Genomic DNA, 13,334 nt, shown 5'->3' with positions numbered 1-13,334 from the left:
GGCGGGCCTACATGGACGGTCACCAGCGCCTGATGGCAGCGCTGAATCGACAGCTGCAACGCGACAGTGACCTCAGCCTCGCCGAATACCGGATCCTGGTCCTGCTGTCGGAGGCGCCCGGTCGATCGCTGCGCATGAGCGAGCTCGCCGATGGCGTGCTCTCGTCCCGGAGCAGGCTGACCCATCAGATCCGTCGCATGGAAGACCAGCGCATGGTGCGCCGCAATACCTGCCTCGAGGACGGCCGCGGTGTGCTGGCCGAACTCACCGAGGAGGGCATGCGCAGACTGGAGGCGGCGGCCCCCGGACACGTCGACGCCGTTCGCCGCGACTTCGTCGGCCTGCTGACACCCGCCCAACTGGAAGCGATCGGCGAGGCCTTCGCGTGCATCGACCGGGTGATCGGAGAGCGTGCCGGCTGACCCGTCGGCTACGATCGTGACCCTGGAGACGTGGCAGAGCGGCCGAATGCACTCGCCTTGAAAGCGAGCGTCGCGAGAGCGACCGGGGGTTCAAATCCCTCCGTCTCCGCCATAGTTGGCCATTCGTCCCTCACGGTCAGCTACGTTGGACGAAATTCGGGCGGATGTCGAGGTCCGGCGGGTCGTAATACCGATGGAAGGTGGGGGTCAGGCCTGCGGAGATCGGGGGGTTGACCCAGGTCCAGTCGGTTGGACAGGCGCGGCCCGCGGCCTCTTCACGCTTGACATGGTCGCAGAACTGTTTGGCCACAGTGTGGTGGTCGACGATGTAGACGCCGGATCTGCGGAAGCTGTGCAGCACTGCCCGGTTCAGTTCGACGAGGGCTTGGTCGCGCCACAGGGTGCGTTCGTGGCGGGTGTCCAGACCCATCATCTCGCCGATCAGCGGGAGCATATTGTAGCGGTTGGTGTCGGTGAGGTTGCGCGCACCGATTTCCGCGCCCATGTACCAGCCGTTGAACGGGGCGAACGGGTAGGTGATGCCGCCGATCTCCAGGTTCATATTCGAAACCGCAGGCACCGCATGCCATTTCAGGCCGAGGCCAGCGAACCAGTCGAAGTCGGGGTGTTCGAGCTCGACCTCCCGTGCCAGCTCGGGCGGCACGTCGAACCAGCGGATCGGCTCGTCGGGCGTGCTGATGAGCACCGGCAGAATGTCGAAAGGTGTTCGCGCGCCGCACCAACCGAGCTTCGTCGCGAACTCGGTGATCGCGATATTGGCCGCATCGCCGGTGACGGAGCCGTCGCCATTGCGATATCCCGCATACCGGATCAATTGTGGACTGACGATGCGGAATTCGCGTCCGTCGGCCTGGCGTGGCGGGCCGACGGTGATCATCGACTGGATCGCGCCGCCATTGGTGGCCATGTGCAAATGCTGCCAGCAGACCTCTGCGAGCTCCCGGGCCGAGCGCACTCGCCGCGCATCGAGCAGCTTCAGCGACCGCCAGTGTTTCCGACCGACACAGCGGGCGTGGTTGCGCCACGCGAGTTTGGCCCCGATCAGGATTTCCTCGGCCGTCTGCTGGTAACTGCCGGTCTGCTCTAGTTGCTCCAGCGCGCTGCGACGACGGTGCGTCGATAGGTGGGCCAGTTCGGGCCGGCGGAAGAACTCGTCGCATTCATGCATGCGCCGCCGCAGCTCGAGGCTGAAAGACTCGGTGTCGGTGGGGGTTTCGAGCTGTTTGTCGAGCGACGCTACGGGAAACACTTGATTCACAGTTTTCTCCGGTCGGGCATCAGGTACTGCGGCCAAACAGACGGACATCTTTCGAGCAGAGAATTCGCGCACCTAGGCGCAGTCGATCCCGATGACATCCGGTGGACCTCGGGATAACTCGCGGATTGCGGTGGTCGCGTGGCGGGCGTGCTGGCCTACCGAGGGTGTGGGGCGAGCTACTGGATTGCCGCGGGCGCACATAGCAGCATGACCTTGCTGCCGGTGTTTGCTATCCGCGATCATGCTCGTCCCAATCGACGGCTGAAAAGGCCCGTGCAGCAGCGTACGACCGGTGTGCTGGTCGTGTGCCTGGATTCGCGGTTTTGGCTGCTCGGCTGCGGCGTGCTGTCCTGATCCGGCGTGTCGCAGTCCGATCGATCGGTTCGGCTTACCTCGCCGCGATCGACAACACCCGCCCGAAAGCTGGTGGCAGACAACAGCAGCCGGAAAGTCCACACGGTCGATTCTAGATCTGGGCGAAACCTGGATTCGGGTGATCTCGGCTACATTGTCGTCGGTCTGTTCGTAGTGACCTGGGTGGTCGCGGTGGCGGGTGGCGCGTCGCCGGGGTGGAACGGCGCTGGCAGCACAGCCTGGCCGCCGACCGAGAATTGTAAGGTGGCGCAGATCCCGCCGGATTCGGCGCTGATATGGCGGCGGCGGCAACCTTTACATCTCTGGCAGGATGGCGATCATGCTGTCTCGGCCCAGGGTGCGGCGTTGGGTCTCCAGCGCCATGGTGAGTGTTGCACTGATAACGGGTGCGGTGGCGATCGGTGCGTCCTCGGGATCCGCGGCGCCCGGCGATCTGCCGCGGCCCAGCACTGGATCCGCGGACGGGCCCGCCCCGGCCGAGCCGACAACCGCGCCCGCGCGTCAGGCGGCCATCGACCACATCGAACCGATCAACGACCGCTGGTTGCGGGTGTTCGTGGACTCGCCCGCCATGAGCCGCGACGTCGAGGTGCACGTGCTGCTGCCGCGTGAGCGCAACCATGCGCGCCCGACGGTCTACATGCTCGACGGCCGCGCTGCGAACCCGACCAGCAACAACTGGACCGAACAGGGGCATGCGGAGGAATTCTTCGAAGACAAAGACGTCAATGTGGTGCTGACGGTGGGCGGCCCGGCCAGCTTCTACACCGACTGGCAGCAGCCGGATCCGGTGCTCGGCACCAATAAGTGGGAAACGTTCCTCACCAAGGAGCTGCCGCCGCTGATCGATGCGAAATTCGAGGGCAATGGGCGCAATGCGGTCATGGGTGTCTCGATGGGCGCCGAGGCCGCGATGATGCTCGCCTTCCGGCAGCCGCAGCTATACGTGGCAGTGGCTGGGCACAGCGGCTGTTTCTCCATGGGAACCGACTTCGGGCAGACGCAGGCCCGCGCGATCGTGGCCACCTACAGTGGTCAGCCCGACAATATGTTCGGCAAGCAGAACGATCCCGCATGGCTCGCCCACGACGTCATGCTGAACGCGGAAGCCTTGCGCGGCAAGGCGATCTACCTCTCGGTGGGCAGCGGCCTGCCCGGCGAGTACGACACGCCGGACAACCCCGAGATAGTCAGCACCATCGGATTCGGTGGTCCGCTGGAGGCCGCCACGAATCTGTGCACGCAGCGGCTCGCCGAGCGATTCGCCGCGCTCGGCATCCCGGTGACCTCGCACTTCCGGCTGACCGGAACCCACTCGTGGCCGTACTGGCGTGATGAACTCGCCCGGTCGTGGCCGACGGTGTCGCGGGCCCTCGGCGTCGCCTAGCCCAACCGCGGGCGCTCAGCCCAACCGCGGGCGCTCAGCTCAACCGCGGGCGCTCAGCCGAACTGCGTCGCAACGCCGAACTCGGCCGCAACGCTCGGATCGGTGGCGAAGCGCAGGAACTGATCGTTTTCGTGCGGGTCGCCGATGGTCACCCGGACACCGTCGGCGCCGTAGGGGCGCACCAGCACGCCGGCCTCCGCGCTCGCCTCGCCGAACTCGGCGCTGCGCGCACCGAGCGGAAGCCACACGAAGTTCGACTCGCTCGGCGGCACCGAGTAACCGGCCGCGAGTAACGCGTCGCGGATTCGCTCGCGTTCGGCGACGAGGGTGTCGGTCCGGTCCAGCAGTTCGTGCCGCGCCTCCAGCGAGGCGATCGCGGCAGCTTGTGCGACCCGGTTCACGCTGAACGGGATATGCACCTTGAGTAGCGCGGAGATCACCGCGGGATCGCCGATGGCGTAGCCCGCCCGCAGGCCGGCCAGGCCGTAGGCCTTGGAGAAGGTACGCAGCACAACGACATTGGGCCGGGTGCGGCCGAGCTCGACGCCGTCGGGGCGGTCCTGCGGTGTCAGCCGCAGGTACTCGTAATAGGCCTCGTCCAGCACGATCAGCACCCGCTTCGGGATCGCGTCGAGGAAGCGCTGCAGCCGATCCTTGTCGATCGCGGTGCCCGTCGGGTTGTTCGGATTGCACACGAAGATCAACTTGGTGCGTTCGGTGACCGCGGCCGCCATGGCGTCCAGATCGTGCACCAGCTCCGGGGTGAGCGGCACCTGCACCGCGGTCGCGTTACCGACCTGGGTGACGATCGGGTACGCCTCGAACGAGCGCCAGGCAAACAGCACCTCGTCGGTCGGCGCGGAGCAGGTGATCTGCACGAGTTCCTGACACAGTGCGACGCTGCCGCAGCCGACGGCGACATTCGATGTGGTGACGCCGAGGAAGTCCGCAAGCGCCGCGCGCAGCTCCGTGGCCTGATTGTCCGGATACCGGTTGGCCAATTCGGCGGCCTCCGCGATCGCCTTCGCCGCGGCGGGCAGCGGACCGAAGGTCGTTTCGTTGCTGGCCAGCTTGACTGCGCCGGGATGGTTGCGGCCAGGGACGTACGCCGGAATGGAATCGAGGTCCGGCCGGATCTTCGCGCTCACGCTCCAAGCCTATGCCGGGCACCAGAAAATCTGTGGGGTAGGGCCGCTCACGTGCAATTTCTCGCGAATATCAGCATGTCGCCCTACGCTGGTTCCATGTCGGGCACTTATGACGATATTGCGCCGCTGCGCCGTGGCGACGACATGATTTTCGATCCAGACGCGGAATTGTCGGTGGACAACCGGCAACAAGCGGGCGAGAAACAGGTGCCAATCACCGTGACCGAGCCGGAGGGCCATGCCCGCGGCGGGATCGTGGTGCTACACGAGTCCCGTGAGTTCACCGGGTCGTTGCTGGAGCTCATGACCGCGTTGGCGACCGAGGGCTGGACGGTGGTCGCGCCGAACCTTTTCCACCGGGCCGACGGTGAACCGGCCGCCGAGGTCTTCGGCGACGAGCTGTTCGAGGATTTCGACGCCTGCTTCGACTGGCTGACCCGCCGTGGTGTGTTCCCCGACTGCATCGGCGTGCTCGGCTTCGACCACGCGGGCACCGCCGCCTTCCTCGTCGCCACCAACCGGCCGATCGGCGCCGCGGTGAGCGTCGCGGCGCCCGGCATCGTCGAGTCGCTGACCGACCGGGCCGACGCCCTCCTGAACGCCGCCCCGAATCTGCAGGCTCCCTGGCTCGGCCTCTACGGTTGCGACGACCCCGCCACCCCGCCCGTCGACGTCGACAAACTGCGCGACGCGGCCGCCCGCGCCGCGGTGGCCAGCCTTGTCATCAGCTACCCCGGCCTGCAGCACCGCGCCGATCGTCCCGGCCTCGATGACGACCGTGATTTCATCGACTCGCAAGCCAGGATTTTCGACTGGTTCGACAGCAATCTACGGTGATAACCAGGCGTTTTGCGATCTGGACGATAGCTCCTGTAACCTTCATGCTCGGCGGTTCGAAAGGACCGGTGCCCTCGAAGAGAAGGCTCCAGGAGGCGTGCCAGAGCGGCCGAATGGGACTCACTGCTAATGAGTTGTCCCTTCACGGGGACCGGAGGTTCAAATCCTCTCGCCTCCGCCACAACCCCGGTTCGCCGGGTAACAACTGAACACCGCATGCGCCCGTAGCTCAACGGATAGAGCATCTGACTACGGATCAGAAGGTTAGGGGTTCGAATCCCTTCGGGCGCACACAGGTAGAAGGCCCCTTCCGGGATACCGGGAGGGGCCTTCTTGCATCTTTGACGACACCGTTCGACGACAATGTCACCCGAACAGGGCATCCATCCCGGTCGCCGCGTCCCGTTGCACCTCATCGATTACGTCGATGCCGATGCCCGTCGTTCTCCGGTCGGCGTGGTCGCCAACGCACAGGAATACGAAACGGATGAGTGAGTGGGCGGGCACTGGGTCCGAAGGTCAGGCGGACTTCAGTGTGAATACCATCTGAAAGTCGGCGTGACCAGGCGCGGTCGTATACCCGTTCTGTGCGGTGAACGCGCAGCTCATGACAAGTTTGTACTGCTTGTCGAGCTGAAGATTCGGGACCATCGAATGCCACCGATAGTCTGCCGGGATGGCACTGTGGTTGTCCGAGTATCCGGACTTGCCCTCGACATAGGCACCGCACGCCATCGTGTTGCCGACGATGAGCCCTTGCACGTCCGGCGAGAGCTGCAACGACCAGATGAGCCGGTTGCCACCCTCTGGTTGCTGACTCGCGTAGACCGCGCTTCCGGTGAACGTGCCGTGGTCACCGTCGTACCGGTAATCCTGTTTCCCGGGTGTGAAGTCGGCATAGCCAGGAATGGCGTTTGCCGGGCCTGTGGCCGCAGCGAGGATGCCTGCGGCGGCGGCCAGGGCGGTGAGTATCAGTCTCTTGGGTGTACCGACTTTGCGCGACATGTGTATTCCCCCTGCGGGATCGGTTCGACATCGACATCGACCGGTAGCCCCTCGGCGATCGTGGTGATGTCGAGGTCTCCGCGAGCGTCCGACAGGTGGAACCAAACGAGCGTGCTGTCGGCGTCATCGAGCTTGATCACGCCGGTACCGTTACGCGGTTTCCAGCGCCACACTGTGCCGGTTTCCATCCTGTGCCCCTCTCCTGTCGCGGCCTACTCGGTCGCGTTCCATGGTCCCGCGAAAATGCCTCGAGCCGAGGCGGATTGACTACTGCACCTCGAGCCTATGCCGTCGAACCGCCCTCGAACCGCTCTCTGCACGGCGGCGTCGCTAGATCGGCAAACCTGCGTCGCTCACCGGTCGGCGCGCTCGGTACCTCCAGTAATCCAACGCACAAGCAGCGGCGGGAGTGCTGCGTCTGCGAGCACGCAAGCCCGTCACTGGCCCCGATGGGCTTGGTGTTGACAGCGTGTAGCTCTGTGTACAGGGGCGGTGCGTGTCGGCCTTTCCAGTCGTGGCGAACCTCGGTGGTGTCGGTGTCGGGGGGCGGGGTCAGGACTCGAGGTACAGGCGTTCATTGGGCAGGCGCGGTAGGCCCTCGGTGTCGCCAGGAACCACGGTGACCGCGTCGGGATAGTGGTGGGTGCGCCAGTCCTGCACGAACACCAACGCGGCAGTCACACACGCCGCGAAGTCCATGCGTACGTCGTGCAGCTGGACCGATAGGTGTACGTCCTCCTCGCCAGGGCGCGGGGAGGACGGAGCGGGCATCATCGGTTCCCGCGACGTAATGCCGCGTAGGTGGGGGATTCGTGCTCCCACCGCACCGTGTCCCACAGCCGCCGTGGCATCAGATCGAAGCATTCTCCCAACGACGGCGCACCGGGGCACTGCGTCTCGGTGCCGTCGGGGTGGCGCACTCGCAGGACGCGGATAACCCGGCCGTCGGCGTACCAGTCGGCGGCGGCCCCTCCGTCTACCTCGGTGGTCGCCCGATCGACTGGAGTACAACCCGCCCGTTGTCTCGTTGTTTGTGTCCATCCCTGTGCCTCCCTGCGCATCGACAGTTGCACCCAACGCTGAAGACTTACGCCGGACTCCAGCAGCTCACTGCCGATCGGCGTACGGAGATGAGGAGGACTGGCAACAACCCAGCGTCGGGGCTGATACCGACGTTATGAGCTGTGCCACAGAGGATCTGTCCTAAAAGGACAGGACAGATTCAGGTGTTCGGAGAGGATCTGGAGCGATGCCAAGTCGCCAAGCCAGGCCACGAAGATTGCGGCCCGCCGCATCGCGGCGGGCCGCTCGGAGCTGATCGGCAATAGCTTCGCGGACGAAAAAGTCAGTCCGAACCTGTTGCGGCGCAATGTCTTCGGCCCTTATCAGCAGAGCTAGTCCGGTCTCTCGGTACTTCGGCTCTGCGAGCAGCGTCCGCCCGGCCTCGGCGTAGTAGTTCGCGCGTCGGGACGGGGAAGGGATGGAATCAATCGGCATGGATCGGGCCAACTCGACAGCCTGTACCCCGTCGCCGAGTTCCATGCCGATGGACGATCGCCATATCCCAACATTGGTGCGGCCGAACCACAGTCGGCCGAAACCTCCGACTTCCCCGTCCATCCGTGCCGCGACTGCTTCAGCTTCCGCAAGGTGCGTGTTCGCGGTATCCCTGTCGGACTGCACCGCACTCGCGAGTGCGGCCGACAAATGGAGCATGCCGTATGCCTGGAGGGTGGAGGAATCGTCAAGATGCGGGGTGAGCCGATCCGCAGTGCAAACGGCACGGTGTATTGCTGCGAGCGTGATAGCGAGCCAGTAATGCTGCCGCGCAACCAGATCGCGAACCCGATCCATGCCGGTGACGCCAGTTCTTCCGCGCAGGCGTGCGCGGCCTTGACGATCATGATCGGCAAGCCTCGGACACCGAGGCGCTTCGTCGTCTGCGCCAACGGTATCAGCGGGTGCCGAGAGGACGGCCGAGGATTTTCCTGGACAGTCGGATCCGTTGCTGCCACTGGTCGGAGGAATTTTCGGGAACAACCGAGACAGGTTCCGGTGGTGGCTCTCCCGATCAGAACTTTAGGGGTTCGAATCCCTTCGGGCGCACAGAAACAGCCACCTCTTACGGGGTGGCTGTTTCTGTGCGGCCGTGGCTCAGGACTGCTGAGCCGACTCGATGATGCGGAACTCCGCGCCGAATGGGTCACGCAGTCCGGCCATGCGGCCGAATGGCGTGTCCTGTGCGGGCAGCGTCACGGTGGCGCCTGCGGCGGTGGCGCGTTGCAGAGTCGCGTCGGTGTCGGCGACGTCGAAGTAGGTCAGCCAGGCGGATTTGGGCGCGGACGGCTCGCCCTGGATGCCGCCGATGGGCCGTTGGTCGGGGCGATGCAGCACCGTGTAGTCGAAGCCTGCCATCGGTTCCAGCGTGAAGTCGAAGACGGCCGTGTAGAAGTCGCGCGCCGCGTCCGCCTTGGCGGTGACGAGTTCATTCCAGACCATCGCGCCCGGCTCGTTGACGACCTGTGCGCCGATGTGCACGCGCGCTTCCCACAGGCCGAACTGGCCGCCTGCCGGATCGACGGCGATGGCCATCCGACCCTGCTCCATGACGTCCATCGGCGCCATCGGGATCTGGCCGCCCGCATCGGTGATGCGTTTGGCCGCGCCGTCGCAGTCGTCGGTGGCGAAGTACATATTCCACCAGAAGTCGGTGGCGTCAGGGTCGGAGTTTTTCATCAGGGCGGCCACGGGCTTGCCCTGCACCAGGCACATCGTGTAATTGCCGGTTTCCGGCGGCCCCTCCTCCCCGAATTCCCACCCGAACACCGCGCCGTAGAACTCCATCGCGCGCCGGTGATCGGGAATACCCAGGTCCACCCAGGTGGGGGTACCGTTCGGCGGAGCTTGCGTGATCACTGTCATGGGACGCTCCTTCGTCGAAGTGCGCTGACATACCGTCCCTATCCTCGCCCGCATCCCGCACGAGGTGGCCTATTCCAGCAAAGTCGCCTTGTGCGTGTCGAGAGAATCCACGCAGTGGCGGCTCAGTCGTTCTGTCACTTCCAGGCGGGAGGTCCTCGGTACAGTCGGTCACGTCTCGATCGTGGCGAGACACTCGATGAGACACGGCTTCGAGCAGCACCCTGATTCTCGCGGCCGTGCTGACGGGAATCACCAATCCGACCAGAACTCGTGGCTTGGCTGTTGCGTTGTGTCACTTCACTTCCAGGCGGGGAGAGCCGGGAGGTCGCCGGTCAGGTCGGCGCCGGTGGACCGGCCGATCAGCCAAGCCAAGAGGGACGTGGCGGGGCCGCTGACGGTGCGGGACGGTGCCTCGGCGCCGATGGTCGCGGTGAAGTCGGTGTCGATGGCGTGGATGGCGAATGTGGTGGCGCCAGGGTCCGATGCGGCGGCTTTGGCGAGGTCGGCGGCGGCTCGGGGAAGTAGGCGGGTCACGAAATCGGTTGGCCAGTCGGCGGGTTGGTAGCCTGCGGCCAGGTCGACGTGATGGATTTCGACCTCCTGTAGCCGCATCCAGATCACCTCGGTAGCGGGGATCGGCCTGCCCTGCCTGGTGCGGACGATGGCCTCCCACGCCTCCGGCGGCGCCTCCATGGCGAGGGTGAGCCAGCGGGTGGCGGCAGCCTCGTTGTCGGCGAGCTGATCGGCCAACGGGCGTGGGGCGCCTGCCTTGATATCGGCATCGCGGATTTGCATGCTTGCGTACTGGGGCGTCTCGTTGCCGGTGCGGGCCCAGATCAGTAGGTTGACCAGGCTGTCGGCATTGCGGGCCAGGTGGGCGAGTACGTGTCCGCGGGTCCAGCCGGGCAGCAGCGAAGGGCCGGTGACATCGCTATCGCCGAGACGGCGTGCGGTGTCGAGGAAGCGGGTCGTCGCCTCGGCGACAGTGTCGAGCTGGACGGTGGTTTCCGGAGCATCGCTTGTCACGATGCCGACCCTAGCGATCCCGGCCCGGCCCCGCCCCGTAAACCGCGGAGTCCCGGGGCTATCACGGTGACTACTCGCCGACGACCGCGTCGGCCTCGATCTCGACCAGCAGTGCCGGGGTGATCAGTGCCTTGATCTCGTACATGGAAGCGGCCGGCCGGATGTCGCCGAAGACCTCCGCGTGCGCCTTGGCGATCTCCGGCCAGCGGGAGATATCGGTGACGAAGATGCGCGTGCGGATCACATCTTCGAGGCTCGCGCCGGCGTCGGTGAGCGCGGAGGCGATGCGGCGCAAGACTTCCCTGGTCTGCTCGCCGATATCGGCACCGCCGACCGCACCCCCGCCAGGGAGTGAGGCGGTGGTGCCGCTGACAGCGATCACGTTGCCGAGCCGGACGGCGCGGGAGTAGCCGACGATGTCTTCGAACTCGGAGGCCGAGGCGATATTCACACGAGCAGTCATGACGCCATCATGGCATCGACTCGTCACTCGGACTTCTTTCCAACGTCGGATCGACAAGGTAGGCAGACAGGCGTGAACGCTCATTGTCGTCCTCGCATCGCCGCAGTCGCCGTTCTGTGCGTCGGCGTGCTCGCCGCAGGCTGCTCGGCTTCGGGCCCGAAGGTGAACTTCACCGTGGCCGCGGACCAGCCGCTGGTGATCTCCCTGGATGATCTGCTCAGCGCGACGGGTGGCAGTGCCGCCGTCGCCTTCGCCGATCCGCAACACGGCTCGCTCAGCAGGCGCACCGACGGTGCGCTCGTCTACCAGCCGAAGCCCGGCTACACCGGCGCCGACGAATTCGGCGTCACCACAACCGATGCGGTCCGTTTGTACACCACCGACCTGCCGCCGCTCGGCGAGTTGGGCGGTGCCACCGTGCAGGCCAGCGGTTTCGGCTCGGCATGGACGCCGGTGCCAGGATCGAAGGACGAGTTCTACGGCCTCACCGACCGCGGCCCGAATGTCGACGGTCCCGGCAAGAACGAGAAGCTTTCGCCGACACCGGGATTCGTTCCCAAGATCGGCCGGTTCAAGCTGGTCGGCAACCGCGCCACGCTGCAGTCCTCGATCGATCTGCACACCGCGAACGGCACCCCGTTCAACGGCCAGGTCGATGTTGCGGCGAGTACCGGTGAAACCATCCGCGACCTCGCGGGCGCCGTGTTGCCGCCCACCGATCACGGGCTCGATCCGGAGGGTCTGGTCGCGCTACCCGACGGCAGCTTCTGGGTTTCCGACGAATACGGCCCGTTCCTGGTGCATTTCGATGCCAAGGGCGCCGAGATCGAGCGGCTCGCCCCCGGCGCCGGACTGCCGAAGGAGATTGCGCTGCGCACCCCTAACCAGGGCATGGAGGGTCTGACCAGCACCCCGGACGGCGGCACTCTCGTCGGTATCGTGCAGAGCGGCCTGAAAACCCCCGGGCTGGACGGCTCGGCCAAGGAGGTGCCGATGACCCGCATCGTCACCGTTGACCTGAAAACCAAAGCGCTGCGCGAATTCGTCTACCCGCTGGAGAACCCGAAGCAGACGAAGGTCGCGGTCTCGGAGATCACCGCGCTGAGCCCGACCACCTTCCTGGTCGACGAACGCGACGGCGAGCTGCCGCCCACATCGAACAAGAAGCTGTGGACCATCGACATCTCCGGCGCCACCGATGTCGGCCCGCAGTCGAAGGTGCCCGGCGCGCAATACGATCCGGAACGCGGCGGCCTGCTGATCGACGGCAAGGCGCTGGAGACCCTGGTCGGCACGGTGCCGACCGCCGAGGGCAGTGCGGCACTGAGCCGGGCGGGCGTCAAGCCGGTCGCCAAGATCGAGAACCTGGATCTCACGGCACTGGTCACCGGGCTCAATGCCGACGGCAAGTTCTATGGGCACGACAAAATCGAGGGCATCGCGACCCTGGACGGCGGCAAGACGATCTACATCGCCAACGACAGCGACTTCGGCTTGGCAGGCAGCAAAGGCGAGCAGCAACCGTTCATGCTGAAGCCCAAGACCCTGCCGGACGGTGTCCAGGACACCGGCGAGATCCTGCTCGTGGACACCGGCAAGCTGCCCGCGAAGCTCGACAGCCACACGGTGCGCCTACAGGTCGGCTAACTATCCGGGTCGGTCCATTCCCGACCCTCCAGAATCACCGCGGCGGCCAGCGTGATCAGCCACAGCGACATCGATCCGACCTGGATCCGCTGGGCAATGCCGAGCGCGTAATTGCCGGTCAGGTTGTCGGCGACCAGCATCCACACGGTCGCCGCCGACCCGATCACCAGCACAACCAGACCGGCCTCGCGCAGGATCCGCCAGCGGTGGTATCGGAACGCCGCGAGGCTGAATGCGAAGGCGGCGACCGCGATAGCGGTCACCGCGATGGTGCTCGTCAGCGCGTGCGGCTGATGCAGCTGCGGGAAAAGTTCGCTGCCGCCTCCGCCGCACGCGGCATTGTCCTGCGGGGTGCAGTCGCGCAGCGGCAGCAGTACATCGCCGATGGTCGCGGCGCCGAAACACAACAGCGCCACCCAGCCGGCGGTGGTGAACCTGCGCCGGGGAAACAGCAGTAGCCCGGCAATGGCCGCGGGGATCAGCAATGCGCCGACGATCTTGTCGGCCGTCGCGAATACCTCCCGGTGGGGCCTGCCCTCGGCGTCCAGTTCGCTGAGGAAAGAATTCACCGGGTCGACGTCGATGTGCAGGAAGAATTCGAGCAGCCACGACGAATAGCAGAGTCCGGCGATCGCGATGGCCGCTGCGATGAACCAGGAGGCCGCGCGTACGTGCCGTTCGGCGATCTTCCGGCTACCACTCACCCGACCCATTGTCCCGCCTATTTCCGGTCCGGTGATCACCGATTGATCAGTGTGTCCTAACCAACATGGCTCGTACAGCATTCCCAACCCGCGCACAGGATCCTGTCAGGTCTATCGGA

The 13,334-nt window shown here is 65.6% G+C and carries 15 protein-coding genes and 3 tRNA genes; 9 read left to right on the top strand and 9 right to left on the bottom strand.

Going from position 1 to position 13,334, the window contains the following annotated elements; genetic code table 11:
- Positions 1–11: 11 nt before the first annotated feature.
- Together ACLMAL_RS16810 and ACLMAL_RS16805 are read left to right on the top strand one after the other, a co-directional pair.
- Positions 12–422, top strand: coding sequence for a MarR family winged helix-turn-helix transcriptional regulator (locus tag ACLMAL_RS16810; RefSeq protein WP_328412600.1), 411 nt, complete (start codon positions 12–14; stop codon positions 420–422).
- 24 nt (positions 423–446) lie between these two features.
- Positions 447–534: transfer RNA gene (locus tag ACLMAL_RS16805), tRNA-Ser, on the top strand.
- Positions 535–558: 24 nt separating this feature from the next.
- Here the strand turns inward: ACLMAL_RS16805 and ACLMAL_RS16800 are convergent.
- Positions 559–1,611, bottom strand: a complete 1,053-nt coding sequence (locus ACLMAL_RS16800; RefSeq protein ID WP_411999929.1) for a nitric oxide synthase oxygenase — start codon at positions 1,609–1,611, stop codon at positions 559–561.
- Between the two features lie 297 nt (positions 1,612–1,908).
- Here ACLMAL_RS16800 and ACLMAL_RS16795 point away from each other — a divergent pair, with 297 nt between their 5' ends.
- Both ACLMAL_RS16795 and ACLMAL_RS16790 read left to right on the top strand, forming a co-directional pair.
- The gene (locus ACLMAL_RS16795; RefSeq protein ID WP_328408102.1) at positions 1,909–2,055 is read left to right on the top strand and encodes a hypothetical protein; all 147 of its coding nucleotides are present in this window, start codon (positions 1,909–1,911) and stop codon (positions 2,053–2,055) included.
- A 340-nt stretch (positions 2,056–2,395) separates the two neighbouring features.
- Entirely contained in the window at positions 2,396–3,463 is a 1,068-nt protein-coding gene (locus ACLMAL_RS16790; protein WP_411999891.1) for an alpha/beta hydrolase, read from the top strand.
- Positions 3,464–3,516: 53 nt separating this feature from the next.
- Here ACLMAL_RS16790 and hisC read toward each other — a convergent pair whose 3' ends face one another.
- Positions 3,517–4,611: a histidinol-phosphate transaminase gene (hisC, locus tag ACLMAL_RS16785; RefSeq protein WP_411999890.1), complete on the bottom strand. Its 1,095-nt coding sequence runs from the start codon at positions 4,609–4,611 to the stop codon at positions 3,517–3,519.
- A gap of 96 nt (positions 4,612–4,707) precedes the next feature.
- Between hisC and ACLMAL_RS16780 the strand changes: the two genes are divergently transcribed.
- From ACLMAL_RS16780 to ACLMAL_RS16765, 4 genes are all read left to right on the top strand, one after another.
- Positions 4,708–5,448, top strand: a complete 741-nt coding sequence (locus tag ACLMAL_RS16780) for a dienelactone hydrolase family protein (protein ID WP_411999889.1) — start codon at positions 4,708–4,710, stop codon at positions 5,446–5,448.
- Positions 5,449–5,539: 91 nt separating this feature from the next.
- Positions 5,540–5,629 (top strand) — tRNA-Ser (locus ACLMAL_RS16775).
- A gap of 37 nt (positions 5,630–5,666) precedes the next feature.
- Positions 5,667–5,739, top strand: a tRNA-Arg gene (locus tag ACLMAL_RS16770).
- Positions 5,740–5,811: 72 nt separating this feature from the next.
- Entirely contained in the window at positions 5,812–5,943 is a 132-nt protein-coding gene (locus tag ACLMAL_RS16765) for a hypothetical protein (RefSeq protein ID WP_411999888.1), read from the top strand.
- A 24-nt stretch (positions 5,944–5,967) separates the two neighbouring features.
- On the opposite strand, the gene ACLMAL_RS16760 is transcribed toward ACLMAL_RS16765, so the two are convergent.
- The 6 genes from ACLMAL_RS16760 to ACLMAL_RS16735 form a co-directional block, all read right to left on the bottom strand.
- Positions 5,968–6,453, bottom strand: a complete 486-nt coding sequence (locus tag ACLMAL_RS16760) for a hypothetical protein (protein ID WP_411999887.1) — start codon at positions 6,451–6,453, stop codon at positions 5,968–5,970.
- Positions 6,420–6,641 (bottom strand): hypothetical protein, encoded by a 222-nt coding sequence (locus tag ACLMAL_RS16755; protein WP_328408111.1) that lies wholly within the window; start codon positions 6,639–6,641, stop codon positions 6,420–6,422. Before ACLMAL_RS16755 ends, ACLMAL_RS16760 begins: the two co-directional genes overlap by 34 nt.
- A 364-nt stretch (positions 6,642–7,005) precedes the next feature.
- Positions 7,006–7,224: a hypothetical protein gene (locus ACLMAL_RS16750; RefSeq protein ID WP_411999886.1), complete on the bottom strand. Its 219-nt coding sequence runs from the start codon at positions 7,222–7,224 to the stop codon at positions 7,006–7,008.
- 1,383 nt (positions 7,225–8,607) lie between these two features.
- Positions 8,608–9,375 (bottom strand): VOC family protein, encoded by a 768-nt coding sequence (locus tag ACLMAL_RS16745; RefSeq protein ID WP_411999885.1) that lies wholly within the window; start codon positions 9,373–9,375, stop codon positions 8,608–8,610.
- Positions 9,376–9,672: 297 nt separating this feature from the next.
- Positions 9,673–10,401: a maleylpyruvate isomerase family mycothiol-dependent enzyme gene (locus ACLMAL_RS16740; RefSeq protein ID WP_411999884.1), complete on the bottom strand. Its 729-nt coding sequence runs from the start codon at positions 10,399–10,401 to the stop codon at positions 9,673–9,675.
- A 70-nt stretch (positions 10,402–10,471) separates the two neighbouring features.
- Entirely contained in the window at positions 10,472–10,864 is a 393-nt protein-coding gene (locus tag ACLMAL_RS16735; protein ID WP_411999883.1) for a RidA family protein, read from the bottom strand.
- Positions 10,865–10,936: 72 nt separating this feature from the next.
- On the opposite strand from ACLMAL_RS16735, the gene ACLMAL_RS16730 reads away from it, so the two are divergent.
- Positions 10,937–12,511 carry an esterase-like activity of phytase family protein gene (locus ACLMAL_RS16730; RefSeq protein ID WP_411999882.1) on the top strand — a complete coding sequence of 525 codons (1,575 nt, stop codon included), beginning with the start codon at positions 10,937–10,939 and terminating at the stop codon, positions 12,509–12,511.
- Here the strand turns inward: ACLMAL_RS16730 and ACLMAL_RS16725 are convergent.
- A complete protein-coding gene (locus ACLMAL_RS16725; protein ID WP_411999881.1) occupies positions 12,508–13,215 on the bottom strand; it encodes a DUF998 domain-containing protein in 708 nt (235 codons plus the stop codon). The genes ACLMAL_RS16730 and ACLMAL_RS16725 overlap by 4 nt on opposite strands.
- Positions 13,216–13,334: the final 119 nt, after the last annotated feature.

Source organism: Nocardia sp. CWNU-33 (assembly GCF_046764895.1).
Classification (GTDB): domain Bacteria; phylum Actinomycetota; class Actinomycetes; order Mycobacteriales; family Mycobacteriaceae; genus Nocardia.
This window is presented reverse-complemented; position numbering and strand designations above follow the sequence as displayed.

Coding starts and splice junctions, on each gene's coding strand:
- ACLMAL_RS16810 (WP_328412600.1), top strand. CDS start 12: ATGGACGGTCACCAGCGCCTGATGGCAGCGCTGAATCGACAGCTGCAA.
- ACLMAL_RS16800 (WP_411999929.1), bottom strand. CDS start 1,611: ATGCATGAATGCGACGAGTTCTTCCGCCGGCCCGAACTGGCCCACCTA.
- ACLMAL_RS16795 (WP_328408102.1), top strand. CDS start 1,909: ATGACCTTGCTGCCGGTGTTTGCTATCCGCGATCATGCTCGTCCCAAT.
- ACLMAL_RS16790 (WP_411999891.1), top strand. CDS start 2,396: ATGCTGTCTCGGCCCAGGGTGCGGCGTTGGGTCTCCAGCGCCATGGTG.
- ACLMAL_RS16780 (WP_411999889.1), top strand. CDS start 4,708: ATGTCGGGCACTTATGACGATATTGCGCCGCTGCGCCGTGGCGACGAC.
- ACLMAL_RS16765 (WP_411999888.1), top strand. CDS start 5,812: ATGTCACCCGAACAGGGCATCCATCCCGGTCGCCGCGTCCCGTTGCAC.
- ACLMAL_RS16760 (WP_411999887.1), bottom strand. CDS start 6,453: ATGTCGCGCAAAGTCGGTACACCCAAGAGACTGATACTCACCGCCCTG.
- ACLMAL_RS16755 (WP_328408111.1), bottom strand. CDS start 6,641: ATGGAAACCGGCACAGTGTGGCGCTGGAAACCGCGTAACGGTACCGGC.
- ACLMAL_RS16750 (WP_411999886.1), bottom strand. CDS start 7,224: ATGCCCGCTCCGTCCTCCCCGCGCCCTGGCGAGGAGGACGTACACCTA.
- ACLMAL_RS16745 (WP_411999885.1), bottom strand. CDS start 9,375: ATGACAGTGATCACGCAAGCTCCGCCGAACGGTACCCCCACCTGGGTG.
- ACLMAL_RS16735 (WP_411999883.1), bottom strand. CDS start 10,864: ATGACTGCTCGTGTGAATATCGCCTCGGCCTCCGAGTTCGAAGACATC.